Source organism: Veillonella parvula (assembly GCF_018378075.1).
GTDB classification, from domain to species: domain Bacteria; phylum Bacillota; class Negativicutes; order Veillonellales; family Veillonellaceae; genus Veillonella; species Veillonella parvula_K.
Genome location: NZ_JAGZYE010000004.1, coordinates 145,655 through 162,761, shown reverse-complemented (window position 1 = coordinate 162,761; position 17,107 = coordinate 145,655). Strand labels below are relative to the sequence as shown.

The 17,107-nt window shown below is 37.6% G+C and carries 16 protein-coding genes; 10 read left to right on the top strand and 6 right to left on the bottom strand.

Annotation, left to right across the window (positions count from 1 at the left end; all coding sequences use genetic code 11):
- Positions 1–144 precede the first annotated feature (144 nt).
- On the top strand, positions 145–1,350 hold the full coding sequence (locus tag KH286_RS05545; RefSeq protein ID WP_278451947.1) for an MFS transporter: 1,206 nt from the start codon (positions 145–147) through the stop codon (positions 1,348–1,350).
- 174 nt (positions 1,351–1,524) lie between these two features.
- Entirely contained in the window at positions 1,525–2,409 is an 885-nt protein-coding gene (locus KH286_RS05540) for a LysR family transcriptional regulator (RefSeq protein WP_101928709.1), read from the top strand.
- Between the two features lie 139 nt (positions 2,410–2,548).
- Here KH286_RS05540 and KH286_RS05535 read toward each other — a convergent pair whose 3' ends face one another.
- Together KH286_RS05535 and KH286_RS05530 are read right to left on the bottom strand one after the other, a co-directional pair.
- Positions 2,549–3,163, bottom strand: coding sequence for a LysE/ArgO family amino acid transporter (locus KH286_RS05535; protein WP_278617729.1), 615 nt, complete (start codon positions 3,161–3,163; stop codon positions 2,549–2,551).
- 135 nt (positions 3,164–3,298) lie between these two features.
- Positions 3,299–4,339 (bottom strand): YeiH family protein, encoded by a 1,041-nt coding sequence (locus KH286_RS05530; RefSeq protein WP_004697738.1) that lies wholly within the window; start codon positions 4,337–4,339, stop codon positions 3,299–3,301.
- A 348-nt stretch (positions 4,340–4,687) separates the two neighbouring features.
- On the opposite strand from KH286_RS05530, the gene KH286_RS05525 reads away from it, so the two are divergent.
- The 4 genes from KH286_RS05525 (at position 4,688) to KH286_RS05510 (ending at position 9,949) form a co-directional block, all read left to right on the top strand.
- Positions 4,688–5,233: a beta-class carbonic anhydrase gene (locus KH286_RS05525; RefSeq protein ID WP_278617728.1), complete on the top strand. Its 546-nt coding sequence runs from the start codon at positions 4,688–4,690 to the stop codon at positions 5,231–5,233.
- An 861-nt stretch (positions 5,234–6,094) separates the two neighbouring features.
- The gene (bioD, locus tag KH286_RS05520; protein WP_278473151.1) at positions 6,095–6,847 is read left to right on the top strand and encodes a dethiobiotin synthase; all 753 of its coding nucleotides are present in this window, start codon (positions 6,095–6,097) and stop codon (positions 6,845–6,847) included.
- 184 nt (positions 6,848–7,031) lie between these two features.
- Entirely contained in the window at positions 7,032–8,420 is a 1,389-nt protein-coding gene (gene bioA / locus KH286_RS05515) for an adenosylmethionine--8-amino-7-oxononanoate transaminase (protein WP_227037669.1), read from the top strand.
- 188 nt (positions 8,421–8,608) lie between these two features.
- Positions 8,609–9,949, top strand: a complete 1,341-nt coding sequence (locus KH286_RS05510) for an anaerobic C4-dicarboxylate transporter (protein ID WP_118091054.1) — start codon at positions 8,609–8,611, stop codon at positions 9,947–9,949.
- A gap of 105 nt (positions 9,950–10,054) precedes the next feature.
- On the opposite strand, the gene KH286_RS05505 is transcribed toward KH286_RS05510, so the two are convergent.
- From KH286_RS05505 to KH286_RS05495, 3 genes are all read right to left on the bottom strand, one after another.
- Positions 10,055–10,462, bottom strand: coding sequence for a Fur family transcriptional regulator (locus tag KH286_RS05505; protein WP_227037671.1), 408 nt, complete (start codon positions 10,460–10,462; stop codon positions 10,055–10,057).
- Positions 10,463–10,671: 209 nt separating this feature from the next.
- Positions 10,672–11,490 carry a metal ABC transporter permease gene (locus KH286_RS05500; protein ID WP_105086906.1) on the bottom strand — a complete coding sequence of 273 codons (819 nt, stop codon included), beginning with the start codon at positions 11,488–11,490 and terminating at the stop codon, positions 10,672–10,674.
- Positions 11,483–12,244 carry a metal ABC transporter ATP-binding protein gene (locus KH286_RS05495; RefSeq protein ID WP_105086907.1) on the bottom strand — a complete coding sequence of 254 codons (762 nt, stop codon included), beginning with the start codon at positions 12,242–12,244 and terminating at the stop codon, positions 11,483–11,485. The genes KH286_RS05500 and KH286_RS05495 overlap by 8 nt, the downstream gene beginning before the upstream one ends.
- A 147-nt stretch (positions 12,245–12,391) precedes the next feature.
- On the opposite strand from KH286_RS05495, the gene KH286_RS05490 reads away from it, so the two are divergent.
- The 4 genes from KH286_RS05490 to KH286_RS05475 all read left to right on the top strand — a co-directional run bounded on the left by KH286_RS05490 (position 12,392) and on the right by KH286_RS05475 (position 16,011).
- A complete protein-coding gene (locus KH286_RS05490) occupies positions 12,392–13,306 on the top strand; it encodes a metal ABC transporter substrate-binding protein (protein ID WP_012863825.1) in 915 nt (304 codons plus the stop codon).
- 348 nt (positions 13,307–13,654) lie between these two features.
- Positions 13,655–14,326, top strand: coding sequence for a hypothetical protein (locus tag KH286_RS05485; RefSeq protein ID WP_021147682.1), 672 nt, complete (start codon positions 13,655–13,657; stop codon positions 14,324–14,326).
- Between the two features lie 299 nt (positions 14,327–14,625).
- Positions 14,626–15,309, top strand: coding sequence for a hypothetical protein (locus tag KH286_RS05480; RefSeq protein WP_215676276.1), 684 nt, complete (start codon positions 14,626–14,628; stop codon positions 15,307–15,309).
- 72 nt (positions 15,310–15,381) lie between these two features.
- Positions 15,382–16,011, top strand: coding sequence for a hypothetical protein (locus KH286_RS05475; protein WP_120055666.1), 630 nt, complete (start codon positions 15,382–15,384; stop codon positions 16,009–16,011).
- A 56-nt stretch (positions 16,012–16,067) separates the two neighbouring features.
- Here KH286_RS05475 and fliB read toward each other — a convergent pair whose 3' ends face one another.
- The gene (gene fliB / locus KH286_RS05470; protein WP_120055664.1) at positions 16,068–16,973 is read right to left on the bottom strand and encodes a flagellin lysine-N-methylase; all 906 of its coding nucleotides are present in this window, start codon (positions 16,971–16,973) and stop codon (positions 16,068–16,070) included.
- Positions 16,974–17,107 lie beyond the last annotated feature (134 nt).

Here is a 17,107-nt window from a genome sequence, read left to right as displayed (position 1 = left end):
TAAATATATGCTGTTGCATTCTTTTGAGGTAAGAATCAAAATCTGTTCTATAAACATTTCTTTTGTATTATAGTATTCTTTAGCTCATATCGATATGTATATTACTACCTTTATAGGTAATTTCAAATAAGAAAGAAGGATATTATGGATTCTTCTTGGAAACGAATTATATACCTAATCTGTACTATACAGGTTGGTGGGGGTATAACAATTATTGGTGTATTATCCTTTCTTCCGTTATTTTTAGCTGAGCTAGGTCTTCATGATCCAGGAGAAGCCGCCATGTGGGCAGGCCTTGTATCAGGTGTAACGCCTTGTATGGTGGCACTGAGTGCACCCTATTGGTCGCGTAAGGCTAATCAGCTTGGTCCGCGTAAGGTAATGATGTTCATCTTGTTTACCCTGATGGTGACTGTTGGTGCCTGTGCTTTTACACAAACACCATGGCAGTTATTAATGTTACGTATATTGCAAGGTGTGGTAGGGGGCTATGTTCCAATAGGATTGGCTATTATTATTCTCGTAACCCCTGAAAATAAGGTACCTTGGGCAATGGGCTTATATCAAGCCTCCATGGTTATGGGCCTCGTTTTTGGACCACTCATGGGTGGTTTGGTGGCGGACTTATTAGGTTATCGTGCACCATTTGTTATGTTCTCAGCCTTAACAGGGCTTTGTATGTTGGGAATTTATCTATTCATGCCTAATCTACAGTTTGAGCATAAGGTAGATGCTAGAGAGTCGCAGCTGTCTCTAATTAAATCCTTTTTGGTCATACCTCGAGTTCGCCTCTTGGTAGGGCTATTGTTCTTATGTAATTTTGGTATTACTGGTATTGGTCCCATTTTACCACTATACATTAAGCACTATATGCATATGAACGATGAGTTTGTAGCCACTATTGTTGGTATAATCATCTTTGGCGCTGGTTTGTTTAGTGCTTTAGCTTCAATCTCCATTGGCAAGATAACAGAACGTTTAACCATGCCTCGTATTGTTTTTACTGCTACATGGGCTGTAGGGACTTTGTTTATACTTCAATATATAATGCCTAGTATATGGGGCCTTGGAATATTCCGTACCATTGCAGGATTCTTCATGGGTTTTATTACACCGATTGCCAATACGCTCATATCCAAGGCGGTTCCTATTGAGCGGCGAGGTATCGTGTTTGGTGCGGTGTCTAGTGTGGCCATGATGGGAAATGTATTGGGGCCTGTCCTTAGTGGCATGATTGCTCGTGCCTTTGGGTACGGGGCGGTCTTTTGGTCTACAGCAGCTATATTCTTTGTAGCGGCGCTGTTTATTTATCGTAGTTTAGTTATTCCTAGTGAAAGTCAATCGGCATAGCTGATTTGCTTTCACCGTTTTAGACATAGTTAAATATATTTAGTAGTATGTATAGAATCTATAAATACTATGTAGAGGAAATGTATGGCAAACTTCAATATGGGGCCGTATGTTGCGAAATGTTTCAAAGATATTGAGCTGTCTAATCTGCAAGAGAGATGAGAGTGCATCGTTATGTTATTAAAACAATTAGAGTATTTTGTGTGTGTAGTAGATAACAACAGTTTTACACAAGCTGCAACAGAGCAATATGTATCTCAATCTGCTATATCTCAGCAAATCAAAGCTCTTGAAACTAGTCTTGGTGTTGAACTAATGGTTCGAGAAAAACGAAGCTTTCATCTAACACCAGCAGGACAATATTTATATCGATCTGGGAAAAAACTATTAGAACGGTTTCATGATATTAAGGTAGAAACGACGCGTATCGGTACAGATGCACGTGTGAGTTTGCGCATTGGTTATTTGAATCGTTACAGTGGAATTGCTATGCAGCAAACGGTGATTCACATGGCAAAGCGTTATAAAAATTTAGATATTCGTATGTACAGCGGCAGTCATGAAGAGCTATATGGCATGCTCAGTGATCGTCGTGTAGATGTAGTATTTAATGATCAATGGCAAATTTTATCTGATGATTTTGAAAGTCATTTAATTGATAAAGCCACTACATTTATTGAGGTACCACAAGGATATACTAATGAAGACTGTGTAGAACTAAAGCATATCGATGATTTACCACTTATTTTATTGTGTCGTGGGAAATATACCTTGTCTGAAGAAGAACACTATCGCAAAGCCATAGGTTATAATGGCGCCTTCGCTTATGCTCGTACGTTAGAAGAAGCACGATACTTGGTTGCAGGGCAGCAAGGGCTATTACTATTAGATTGTTTTAAATATTTAACAGATCCTATGCCAGGTATCGAACGTAAGGTATTGATGAATCATGGTAAACCTATGGAACGCCACTACTACTTTATATCTCAACGAAATCAAAATAATTCATATATTGTAGCACTCAGAGATATGTTCCAGCAGGTACTTAAAGAATTATAAATGAGATTACAAAGAAAAAAGCCGTTAGCAACTTGCTAACGACTTTTTTCTTTTTCTGTACATCGTCTATTTGTATTTTCCTTATATAGTTATGATAGTATTAGAAATTTAAATTATTCTTGTATCTATGAGTATAGTCTTACAAAAAGTCTTTTAACATCATGAGGCCATCAATACATAGCTTGATACCGTAAATGACGAGAACCGAACCACAGAAACGGTTAATCCATGCCATATGAGTAATCTTAATTTTTTTAGCTAGAAGATGCATTGTGGTAGCTAGAGATCCAAACCAAATAGGTGTCATTACCAAGAAACCAGAGAAGAAGTGGTAGATGCTTTCTTTGGGAATATTAGCCTGAAAAGCACCGAGCATCATTGTCGCATCTAGAATGGCTTGTGGATTGCCCCATGATACAGCGATGGCTGAGACGATAATTTTCCTAATTGGAATATGCGTGTCTACGTTGCGCATGTCTGGTTGAGTTTTAAATATATTAAAACCCATATATACAATGAGGAGTCCCCCAAAGATGAGAACTATGAGTTTTGTGAGTGGCCACATTTCAAGAACGGCACCAATACCATAGAAGGCGGCAGCACTTAAACTCATGTCAAAAAACGCTAGTATGATCAGCGTCAATATAATACGGCGAACAGGTTGCACCAAGGCCGTATTAATAATGAAGAGGTTTTGCATGCCAACAGGGGCAAACGTAGCGAGGCCGACAAGAAGTCCTTGTAAGAAGTACATATTAACCCTCCTGACTATGGTATGATAAAGTACTAATAAGGTGAATAGTAGCACGAAACCCCTCCATTACTGGAGGGGTCCTTACTATTCTATTCATATATAATTATAACATAATATACAATATCTGTATATTTTCTACCATAAACCTATCATATGTTGTGCCATAAGGCTTACAGCGGAGATAGCAATCCAGCAACAAGCTCCTAAGGCAAGGGCTGAGCCACCGGATTTTAATAATTTTACAATATTTGTATTAAGGCCAATTGCTACCATGGCCATTGTAATAAAGTATTTGGAAATTGTTTTGAAGATACTCAAGAATTGAATATCTACATTAGCATAGGATAATGCTGTTGTGACAAGGGAGCAAAGTACAAAGTATAAAACAAATCTTGGAAAAATTTTAGCAATACTAACATTTGCGCCATCTGTTTGAGAGGCATTTTTCTTAGCTTTGTATACTTGATAACTAGCAAGACCTAAGCATATAGGAATGATAGCTAGGGTACGTGTTAGCTTTACGATAGTAGCATATTCCAGAACTTGTGTGCCAGTACCTTTCATACTATCCCATACAGCAGCTGTTGCTGTTACAGAAGACGTATCGTTAACTGCAGTACCAGCGAACAATCCAAAGCCCATGTTAGAGAGTCCAATGGCGTCACCTAATTGAGGAAATACAAAGGCGGCTACTACATTGAAAAAGAATACAACAGAGATTGCTTGTGCAATATCATGATCCTCTGCTTTAATAACTGGAGCCGCCGCAGCAATAGCGGAACCACCACAAATGGATGAACCAACACCGATGAGGACTGCTGAGTTAGAGTCAATATGAGTTAATCGATAAATAACATAGGATACGATTAACGATGTAGCGATGGTAGAAATGATGACAGGTAAAGAAATCCAACCTACATGTAGAATCTGTGTAATGTTAAGACCAAAGCCCAACAAAATAACGGCCCATTGTAAAATCTTTTTTGATGTAAACCCAATGCCAGCACCTGTTTTTTCCCGTTTCCATGATGTGAAGATAGAACCGATAATTATACCTAAAATAATGGCAAAGATTGGACTACCTACTAGATGGAATTGCTGTCCTAGCAACCAACAAGGAATAGCGAGAATGGCACAGAGTAAAATGCCTGGCAACGTTTTTTGATTGATACCCATTATAAAACCTCCTTACTGTACATACAGTTCACGTCATATGCGGTATCATGTGGCGTTTGCTTTCTATAGTGTTAATAGTATCATAGGAAGGGTTTTTAAATCTACCACATATATAAGAATTATACAGAATATTCATTTCTTGTGAATGTAAAAATATTGAGGACTATGAAGATAAATATTGATTATGAGTATAGAATTATTACTTGAGTAATGAACTTTGTGTGGTTTGGATAGGCTGTAATAATTATTTATAAGTGATAAATTTAACTTGTTTTATGATGAATAAGGTGTATATAATGAATAGAATCTATTTCAGGTGGAAATAGAGTATATAAAGTGAGGACCCTTATGATTGACATTGCAAAAATAATTGAAATCAATAAAGACTATGTAAAACATCATCCTGAGCTGCCAAAGGCTGAATTAACAAGTCATCCTACAAAAAAGTTAGGTATTGTAACCTGTATGGATACCCGCTTAGTAGGTATGCTAGAAGAAGCACTAGGCTTTCATCGAGGAGAGATAATTGTCATTAAAACTGCAGGCAATAGTGTAACACAACCTATCGATAACATCGTGCAAAGTCTGCTCGTTGCTACCTATGGTATGGAAATTGAAGATGTGCTAATCATCGGTCATGAAAACTGCGGTATGATCGACTTTTCTGCTACTACATTTATGGAATCTATGAAAGCGAAAGGTATTAGTGAAGATGCTATTCGCATGATCGAACCAGGCCTTATCGACTGGATGGATAGATTTCATATTTCTGAAGACAATGTAATTTATACAGTTAACTTCCTACGCCACCATCCACTATTTCCAAAAGGAATGGGCTTCTATGGCGGCATGATGGATCCTGATACAGGCGAATTCCGCTACCTTGAAATTTAGGCTAAGATTTGATGGGGCCCAAGTTGATTTGTACATTTAGGTGAAAAAGAACGATAACTAACCTCTACGCTCCAAAGCGAGCTAAGTCGCTAATCGGTTAGTTATCGTTCTTTTTCTAACTGTACCTATGAATTAGTCCCATCAAATCTGAATGTCCATTAACGAGTTAGCGTAATTTCGCCGCATCAAGAGGGGGAAGAGAAATTAATGGGCCCCGTTAGATAACTACATTTAGGTAAAAAAGAGTGATGACTAACCTCTATGCTCCGAAGCGAGCTAAGTCGCTAATCGGTTAATCATCACTCTTTTTATAACTGTATTTGTGAACTCGTCCCATCGAGTCTATTCATAAATCAATAAAACAAAATTCACTGTATCAAATGAGTAAGGGACGAAAAAGTTATCGTTCTTTTTCCAACTGTACCTATGAAGTAGTCCCATCAAATCTGAATGTCTATTAACGAGTTAGCGTAATTTCGTCGCATCAAGAGTGAACAAAGAAAGGGAACGGCTTAGCCATTCCCTTTTCTTGCTCTCTATATAGCCAACCTATTATTTTCGCATTTAAGGTTGATGGTAGGACTATATGGGACTATTACATAAGTACAGCCATAAAAATCACAGAACCTAGTAAAGAGCGACTTAGCTCGCTTTGGAGCGATGAGCTAGGTTCTGTGATTTTTAACTAGGGTCTCACTAATGTATTCGGGCCCCATATAGTCCTATTATGGTAAACCTTAAGCGTAATAATAGGTTGACTATATATTCCTTTTCGCTGTATATTGTAATTAGATTGTAAACTTAATCATATAAATTAGTTAACCTATGCGGCAGTAAGTATTCGCTTGAGAGGAGCTTTGTATGAAGCAGTTAGGTATTTCTATAATTGGTACAGATACAGATGTAGGTAAGACGTTTGTGACCGGGTTATTGGGGGCGATGGCTGTAGACGATGGCTTTGCTGTTGGAATGGTGAAACCTGTGTCTTCTAGTGCAGTGCCTTTCCCTGAATGTGTGACGATGGATGAGGATAATTATAATATCGGCCTTGAGAGTAAAGATGCGACACATTTGATGCGCTCCGCAGGTATTCCTGAATCTCGTCGTCATGAAGTGAATCCTTATGCTATTGCCGGTGATTTTTCTCCTCGCCTTGCAGCGGAATTGGCTGGTATCGAGATTGACTATGATGGTCTTGTAGAACATACATTAGAAGTAGTGAGTCGCTATGACATAACCTTTGTAGAAGGTGCTGGCGGTATTACGACCCCTCTTTATGGAGATAAAACTTTCACGGATTTTATGAAAGATATCAAATTACCTGCTATTATCGTAGCAGATGGTCGTCTTGGTTCTATTAATCGTGCCGTTTTGACTTGCGAATATGCTAAATTGCATGGTATCGAGGTGAAAGCTATTATCGTAAATGATACGACAGCTGTAGATCTGTTCTTGTTGAAAACAAATGTGGCAGATATGGAGCGTTACACAGGTGTTCCTGTAGTAGCTGTAGTACCGCCATACCAAGGCCCGGATATTCACAAGGTTCAACTTGGTTGGGCTCGCTCTTTTATTGATTCTAAGGAATTATGGAACATCGTCTTAGGGCTATAAAGCTTAGATTGAATAATTCGTTATTTATTAGTGGTAGAAACTTAGCATAAATTATATACATCAATTTAGCGTAGTTAGATATGTATAGTTATATAACTTACATTATATATAGTAATTTAACTTACATTAATTATAGTCATAGAGAGTTATAGTTTGTAAAACTTAGTAAGTATGAGGTGACGAAATGGCAGAAAAACAGCTTTCACAAGCAGCACAATGGGACCACGAGTTTGTGTGGCATCCATTTACACAAATGCAAGATTGGCTAGCGCAAGAGCCAGTAGTAATCGAGCGCGGTGAGGGGGTATACCTCATCGATGAGAACGGTAAAAAGTATTACGATGGCGTATCCTCCTTGTGGGTTAATATTCACGGTCACAACCATCCTGTATTGAATCAAGCATTGAAGGATCAAATCGATAAAATTGCACATAGCACATTATTAGGCCTCGTAAGTCCTCCGTCGGCACAATTGTGTAAAGAACTGGTAGAACTTGCTCCAGAAGGCCTCGATAAAGTATTTTTGTCCGATGATGGTAGTACGGCTATCGAAGTTGCCATTAAGATGGCATATCAATATCGTCAGCAAGTGGGCCAAACTAAGAAAACTAAGTTTATCGCCCTCAATGCAGGCTATCATGGGGATACATTAGGCACGGTATCCGTAGGTGGTATTCAATTATTTCACCAAGTATTCCATAATCTATTATTTAAACCATTAACATTGCCAAGCCCTGGTGTGTATAGAGATTTGGCAGATCGAGATAAAGCTTTTGAAGAGTCGTTGACTGAATTGGAACGTATCCTTAACGAAGAAGGCGATGAAATTACAGCTCTTGTTATGGAACCATTGGTGCAAGCAGCAGCGGGTATGCTCGTAATGCCTCACGGCTATTTGAAACGTGTTCGTGAGTTAACAGAACAACACGATGTATTCCTCATCGTCGACGAAGTGGCTACAGGCTTTGGTCGGACTGGTAAATTCTTTGCCTGCGAGCATGAAGGCGTATCTCCAGATTTTATGACCTTATCCAAAGGCATCACTGGTGGGTACCTTCCATTAGCAGCAACATTGACTACAAAACGCGTATTCGATGCATTCCTCGGCACTTTTGAAGAAAAGAAAACCTTCTATCATGGTCACTCTTATACCGGTAATGCCTTGGCCTGTGCCGTTGCGTTGGCTTCTTTGAAAGTATTCCGTGATGAAAAGGTAATTGAACAATTGCCTGTTAAAGTAGAAGCTTTCACAAAGGCTTTAGAACCTATTAAGTCATTGAAGCATGTTAAAGAGGTTCGTCAGCGAGGCCTCATCGTAGGTATTGAACTTGAAAAAAATGTGGCAACTCACGAAGCGTATCGCCCGAATGATGCGGTCGGTGCTAAGGTGGCAATCCTCGCCCGTGAGCAAGGACTTATCTGTCGTCCTATCGGTGACGTGGTTATTCTCATGCCTCCATTGGCATCCACTGTGGAACAATTAGAGGATATGGTTCATATTGTGGGTGAAAGTATCCAACGTGCAACTGAGGAAGAGGGGATACTTGAAGATATGCGCCCAATTATTTTATAATGTTAAATTAATTATTGGAAAGCTACACCTATTGTCTTTTGTTAGTAGTTTAAGGCAATGGGGTGTAGTTTTTTTGGTATAGCATATCGAAATTTCGTCATATTTTAAACTATAGACTATACATTGCCAAAATTCGATGATTATTTAGCATATCTATGATACTATATATGTATAAAGGAGGTCATCGTATGGACATTTATGTAATTATGCAAGTTATTATTTTATTTGGTGCCATCTTCCTCGGTGTTCGCCTAGGCGGCATGGGCATCGGTTACGCTGGCGGCCTTGGGGTTGTGTTGTTAAGCCTTGGTATGGGGATGTTTCCGGGACAGATTCCATGGGATGTAATTCTGATTATCATGTCTGCTATCGCAGCCATCTGTGCTTTACAGTTAGCCGGCGGTCTTGATTATTTAGTGCGCATTGCTGAAAGTATTTTGCGTAAAAATCCTAAGCATATCAACTACTTAGCACCAACTGTTACGTATTTCTTAACTATTTTAGCGGGTACTGGTCATACAGCATTCTCTATGATTCCAGTAATTGTAGAGGTGGCGAAAAGTGAAAACATTAAGCCATCTGTGCCATTATCCATCGCCGTTGTAGCAAGCCAAATTGGTATTACAGCGAGTCCTGTATCGGCAGCAGTAGTTGCTATGAGTGGGTTCCTTGAACCATATGGTGTTAACTATCCTACATTGCTTGCCATCTGTATTTCCACAACATTCGTAGGGGTTATGATTACGGCATTTATCATGTCTACCTTTGCGAATAATGATTTATCTTCTGATCCAGTATATCAAGAACGTTTGGCGGCAGGTCATGTGACGCCACCTCGTGAAAAAAGCACTGATTTCCATTTAAAACCAGGCGCAAAAACTTCTGTATTAATCTTCTTGATTGGTATCATTTGTATCGTATTCTACGCAACAGCAATTTCCAAAAATATTGGTATTATTAAACCAGTTATTTTTGGTCGAAACGATGCTATCATCGGATTTATGATGATTATTGCGGCTGCTATAACATTCTTCTGTAAGCTTGATACAGCAGAACTTGTTAATACAAGTACATTCAAATCTGGCTTATCTGCTTGTGTTTGCGTACTAGGTGTAGCATGGTTGGGCGATACCTTTGTAAAAGGTCATATTCCTGAAATTAAAGCACTCGCTTCTAGCATGGTAACAGCATATCCGTTCCTATTGGCGGTAGCCTTCTTCTTTGCAAGTACATTGTTGTATAGCCAAGCGGCAACTACACAAGCTTTGGTACCAGCTGTAATTCTAGCTCTCGGTATTACACCAGAGAACACAGGATCTGTTTATATTATTATCGCATCCTTCGCAGCTGTATCTGCACTCTTCGTATTGCCTACATATCCAACACTTTTGGGGGCTGTACAAATGGACGATACGGGCTCTACGCGAATCGGTAAGCTTGTATTTAACCATCCGTTCTTTATTCCAGGCGTACTTGCCATCGCCATTTCTGTAGCACTCGGTTTCGTAGTGGCTCCGTTGATGCTGTAATTGGTGAAAGCTAAATAAGGTTAATACAAAATATATTTTAAAACTAAAAAGGACGTAACTATCAGTTGCGTCCTTTTTGTTGTTTAAACATTAGTTGTCTATTTTCTACTTCTTGTTTTTGCACTTCTTACAAATCCCTGCGATCTCAAGGTGATGTTCCGTTACAGTAAATCCTGCATCGTTAAGTTCTTGTGGCATTTCTACGACGGGACAGGTATGGAGCGGTATCATGGCACCACAGCTCGTACATACAGCATAGTGTCGATGTGTATGAGGGGTAATTTCATAATATGCCATCTCACTACCCATGAGCGTGGTACGTGTAACGATACCCTTAGTTTCTAATAGTTCAAGTGTACGGTAGATAGTAGACATCCAAGTAGTGCTACCATTACCTAAGCGTTCTGCGATTTCAAGGGCTGTAATAGGTTTATCTGTAGTTGTTAATACAGACCAAATGGCTTCGCGCTGTTTGGTCTTTTTTATGCCTTCCGGCCAAGCTGTTGTATTCATAACTCTTTTTCGATTCTGTTTTAATACTAAAACTGTTATACACTTGTATAGTTAGATGATTTATATGGCTAATAATATATCAAATATACTATCGGATTTAGTTAGCTGTATTTTTTTATTTAACTAATTATATTATTCAATTCTAACTAGCTATATTATTCTAACTAGCTATGTTGTTTATATCTAAACATATTAATGATTGTTTTAGTTTATTTGCTAAACTGCATGCGTCGTATGATAGCTCGAATATTCTTAATGACTAATACTACTAGTAAAATACCTACCGATGTTAGAGATACGAAGCCACCAGGAGCTACGTTAAGGAAGTAGGATCCAAAGAGTCCAATGATCATAGCGAGCAAGCTAAATCCAATGGAGCATAATAAAGTTATTTTAAATCCTTTTTCTAATTGTAATGCAGATGCTACAGGTAACGCAATCATGGCACTCAATACGAGGACACCAACAATTTTAATAGAAATTGATACGGCTGCAGCCATTAAGATGGCAAAGATATAGTTAATAAAATCTACCTTAACACCTGCTACACGAGCGGCCTCTTCGTCATAGGCGATGTAAAGAAGTGAGTTGTATAGGAAATATAAGGTGAGTACAGATAAGATTGTAAGCACAGCAATACTAATCATATCAGTTGCGTTTACCGTTAGGATGCTACCAAAAAAGAATACATTTGCGTTAGCCTTTAGTTTGCCTGAGCTAATAAGCGTAATAGCTGTACCAATGCTGAGGGATAAGATTATAGTAAGAATCAAATCGAGATGGTGTGAAAAATATTTTCGCAAGAACTCGATGAGTGCACCACAGATAGCAGTAAAGATAAAAGCCCCTAAAATTGGATTAGTATTCGTCAATAAACCTAGCGTAATACCTGCTAGAGATGCATGACTCATGGTGTCCCCAATCATACTGGAACGGCGTAGCACCATGAAGATACCAATACATGGACATAAAAGAGAAATACAAATCGCTACGAAGAAGGCATTTTGCATGAAATCATAATTAAACATGGTGCACCTCCTCAATTGTGGTATCATCGGCCTGAGCCTGAGACTCTGTTGTTACATCTGTGAAACAGGAGCAGTTTTCGTGATCTATTGGATTGCGATCTGTACTGTGCATGATTTCACTAGCATATTGCTCAGGGGAGCAAAGGTGACCTTGACCATTTGCAATATGGTAGATATTAGTTGAGTTGGCTAAGGCCATTTCGATATTGTGCTCAACAGAGATAATCGTAATATGGTGCTCTTGGTTCAAATTGCGAAGTAGAGCATAGATGCCCTCTTGGCTTTTTCTGTCGATACCCGTTGAAGGCTCATCGAGAATGATGAGATCTGGCTTACCGATGAGGGCACGGGCGATAGATACACGCTGAGCTTGTCCACCTGAAAGTTTACTAATGAGACGGTCTTTAAATTCCGTCATATGGGTAAGCTCTAATACGCGATTGACTTCCTGCTTATCCTTAATCTTTAAAAGTTTTCGGTAGGAATCGAGGATTTCTTTTACCGTAATAGGAAAGCCTGCGTGAGAGAAGTCATTTTTTTGAGACACATACCGAATATTATTGGTGCTTCGCTTGATAGAACCTTTTACCGGTGTAAGAAAACCTAAAATAAGACGGAGTAAGGTACTTTTACCACACCCATTATCCCCAACGATGGATATATAATCACCACTGTGAATATGTAAATTAAGGTCGTTTAGCACATAAGGAGGTTGACCTTGATAGGAAAAATAAAGATGTTCTATTGATAACATATGAAAACCACATTTCTGATTGACAAAATTCTAAGTAAGTTTATACTATAACTATATTACAAATGCAACTGAGTCGCAACTGCAACTAAAGAATAGAGTGTATTCTGTATAGGCATAGCGATCAGGATTTTACAAAGGAGGACTACGATGATCAAGAAACTGATTTTGTTAGTTGTAGGTATTATGATGGCTGCTTTATTTGCAGGTTGTGGCAATGATGCACCGAATGCACAGAAGGAACAAGCAGGTAAAAAAATCCAAGTGGTAACAAGTTTTAATGCAATGGCTGAGTTTACAAAGGCTATTGGTGGTGACAAGGTAGAGGTATCTACTATTATACCAGATGGTGTAGAACCACATGATTTCGAGTTGAAACCTGAAAATATGAAACAATTGGCAACAGCTCAAGTGTTTGTGTATAACGGTTTTGGTATGGAGCCTTGGGCAAAACAAGCTATCGAAGCAGCTAAGAATGATAAACTCGTATCTGTTGTAGCTACTGAAGGCGTTGAAGCTATTAAAAATACTGATCCAGAAGAAATTAAAGAACATGGTGCAGAAGATCCTCATGCATGGTTATCTTTGAAAAATGCTAAAATTGAAGTGAAAAATATCAAGGATGCCCTTGTAAAAGTTGACCCAGCAAACAAGGATTATTATGAAAAGAATTATACTGAATACATTGCTAAATTAGATGCAATGATTAAAAAATATGAAGAGCAATTCGCTAAAGCTCCTCATAAAAACTTTGTTACAGGCCATGCAGCGTTTGCGTACCTATGCCGTGACTTTGGTTTAGAACAAAATAGTGTGGAAGATGTATTTGCTGAAGGTGAACCTAATGCAGCACAATTGGCTAAACTCATCGAATACGCTAAAGAAAACCATATTACTACTATCTTTGCAGAAGAAATGGCTAGTCCAGAAGTATCCAAAACTTTGGCACAAGAAGTAGGAGCTAAGGTAGAAACAATTTACACTATCGAAAGTAACGAAGATAATAAAACATACTTAGAACGTATGGATGAAAACCTTACAAAAATTGCAGCATCTTTGCAATAAGATAAACGAAAGAGCAGCCCTAAGGGCTGCTTTTTTGCGTTATAATAGGTTAGAATAATGTCTTAAAATTTGAATTATATAGTATAATATATTAATAGATGAAATAAAAAGGAAACCTAATATGGTTATCATTAATAAATCAGGGGTTGCTGATGAAAGGGCTTGACCATAGTTATTATTTTGAAGGGGCAAGTTACCTATAAGCAATTTGGTCTAAATCTTTGGATAACGGGAATTTCTTTTTACATAATATCCTTCATCTTTGGTGTGGGAGGTATAATGTTGTCCATGACGGTTTAAATATAGTTTGTGTTACAATTAAAGAAATATAGGTGTTTTGGAGGTTTTATGGAAACAAAATGGTATTCAGATATTTGGCAGCTTGTGGTAGCTCCCTTTAAACGCGGTATTCCACAGATTGTAGAGCATGGATCTTGTCGAAAAGGGTTCTATGCTACAGTAGCTTTGGCATTGGTGGCATTCGTATTTTCAAATATTCTACCTACTTTTTTGAGTATGATATTTGTGGATAAACTTAGTGTTGCACTTACTGGTGCGGCGGCTCTTTCTGGGGCCGGTATATTAGGCCTAGCGGTTGGCTTGCTATTTGCTTTTATTGGTATTGCTATTTATTCTGCGATTTTCTCTTGGGTCGCCAATAAATTTGATGCCCATACTACATATGAGTCTGTGTTAAAAATCATGTGGTACGAACAAGCTTATAATCAGATTATGGGCTTAGTATATTTCATTGGCTTCCTATTACTATCATTGCCATTTTTGCTGCTACTAGGCTCTCATCCTGATTCTACAGTAGGTAGTATTGTATGGATAACTATTATTATATTCGCAACGATAGCTTTTGCAGTCTATACATTCTGGGTATGCTTAACATTATTGAGTCGCCAAATTAATAAATCCCATTTAGCAACTTTTGGCATTTCTATTATTACGAGTTTAATTCCTGTAATCATTTTAGGTATCTTGATTGGTATGGTAGTACTTGCTAGTTCCAGATAATTACATAACATGAAAAATATGAAAGGGGCTGTAATAAAACAGCCCTTTTCTACTAAAAAGCTATTAGCTGATTATATATAATCTTCTAATAGCTTTTCTCTGTATTTTATAAGGAAAAAGGCTTGAAAGACCCATTACATTGGGATAATTAAAGTATGAAAAGATATGTGTTTTGTGCTATAATGATGAACGGAAAATGAAAAGGAACTATTTTTTATAGTTCCTTATTGTGTGTTGTATGTTATAGTATTCAAACTTAAATGTTGTGTATGTATATTGTGTAAAAGGTGGTGATACCTATGATGGTGGGTTTAATGCAGTTTATCTATCGTTTATTAAACCCTATTGAAGAGAATAATCCTCGTATGTATCACTTTGATATTGCCTATGGGCAACTCATAGGAATGCTGCTATTAACACTCATATGTTATCAATTTACTATTGTAGGTGAAGGCGTATATTTAGATGCTATACGTGCGTTTATACGCAATTCTTCGTTATTAGTAAGGTGGGAATCGCTATCTCTTCCAGTAGGTCAACATGAAATACAACTTTTTTTGGAACAGATGGGTAGTCCTAGAGAATTTTGGAATATGGGTCGCTTTGCATGGGTAATCGGAAAAGTTATTTTCATGGCATGTATCATTATAGTTTATGCGGTTGCTCAACAGCGTAAATTTTATGTTCGAACTGTTACAACTGGTATTTTGCATATCATGTCATTTGCTCAACTTGTTGTGGCATTGATTACTTTTACAGCAGGGATTATGCTGATTTTAACTTCGGTACCATTAATACTGCAAGCAATCATTGGCTTCTGTATGATTGTGCTATGTGTTTTAAGTACCGTATTATTGTTACAAACTATTGGACGTATTGTGGGAGCATGTATTAATGGGACCCCTTATGAAGGTTTGATTCTAATGTTGATTGCTCTTTTGGTAGCACACGTGTTTGAATGGATTTATATGTTGACTCGATAAAATACATATGATATATCTAGGACGAGACATAGCTCGTCCTTTTTTACTAGTTTTAAACTAAAAGGAGCATTTATGACATGGAATAAGGATATATTGCATTTATTTACCAGGCTTAGCGAACAATCTTTTCAGAATATTATCAATTATGGATCTCATACAAGAGCCATTCTGAATCTAGTCGTATCTACTATTGTATTATATATAATGACCTATAGCTTACCGTTTATGGTGAAAGTTATATCTCCAATGCTCGGAATTAAACGGATTACTGGGTTAACTCATTTTGATGTAATTAGTATTTTAGCAAGTTCTGTATTTTTAATTTTTCAAATTATCATCGGTTCATTTGTTATATGGCGCTTACTTGTTTTATTAGGTGGTCGTGGTACTTATGGTGGGGTATTGCGCAATTATATATATGGATTAGCTTATACAAATGCACTTCGCACGGTTGTCTTAGTATTAATTCATATACTAGGGATTATTTTTTTCTCTTTGTCTCTTCAAAAATATGTAGGGGATATGGCCTATCTTATTACGATGTTCAGCCAGTATTATGCTGTGTTCATTGCAGCCCAATTAATGAGACGTTATGTTGAACTAGGTATCGTTAAAACTTATATTGTTATGTTTGTTGTGGCATTATTATCTGTCTCCGTATTGCCTCAATGGATTCGTTTTGTTCATACATTATTTAAATAATATATTGTCATAAGAATTAAAAACCGCAAGATAAATATCTTGCGGTTTTTTGCTCATTAACCCAGTTGAGCTTCGTAATGTTGTAACAATAGTTCTACATTATTTTCGTCGTATTCGATTTGTTGTGACCATCTTGCAACTTGCTTTAAGGGTTGTCCTTCTAATGCGCTGGCTATAAGTATATAGTCAGTACCATCCTTTGCATAAGCTAAGATAGATTCCAAGGAATAGTCTGATAGCATATCGATTTGGCGATACAATATATATTGGTACACTTTGTTAAATAGGCTCATATCCTCTTGCTGTATATAGGTCTGTACGGATGTGATGAGTTGGTCTAGTTTACTAGATAATGTATTAACTTGTGCTGTCCAATTCTCATCGATGGGTTCCGTTTGTTTATATAGGTCTAATAGTTCTTTGAAAGACTGTTTTGAGGGCTTTGGCGTATATTTGAATAGATTAGGATCTAAATCAAAGGCTAATAATTCAAAAACATTGTGGAGTGTTAATCGCTCCTCAGAATTGAATTCATTATGGTCATCTTCAATTGTAAAAAGGAGTAAGTCCATTGGTTCTTGTCGGGCCAATAGTTCAACCGAAGCTTCACAAGATAATCCAACGCCACATAGTTCTAAGTCTTCAATGTATTTATAAAAGCGTGGATGCATATGACAGGTATCACAAAGTCCTTCTTCTCCCAATTCAAGAACTACTTTGCATAGACCTTTTTCATTGAGTAAGGGACACATAGGTTGTGCTTTAGAAAAGATAAAATGACTGCCTTCATCATCAACAGTGATGGCTTGGCGTAAGCTTTTACCAAGAGAACCTGTCATGGAATGATAACGTTCAGCAGTAGGCTCATCTATATCGATGGTCCACAGCTGACAACATGTATTTTCGCATTGATCGGCCTTGCATTGAAATGCGTGATATATAGTGGGGTAAATTGAAATCATAGTTAGCTCACATGTAGTTACAAAAATGAATCTATGTGCATTGTATCATAGGGCGTAGGTATATGCACTAATTATATAAATAAAGATTATAAACCGCGTTGATTTAGTGTATAATTGTATATATATTGTTATGA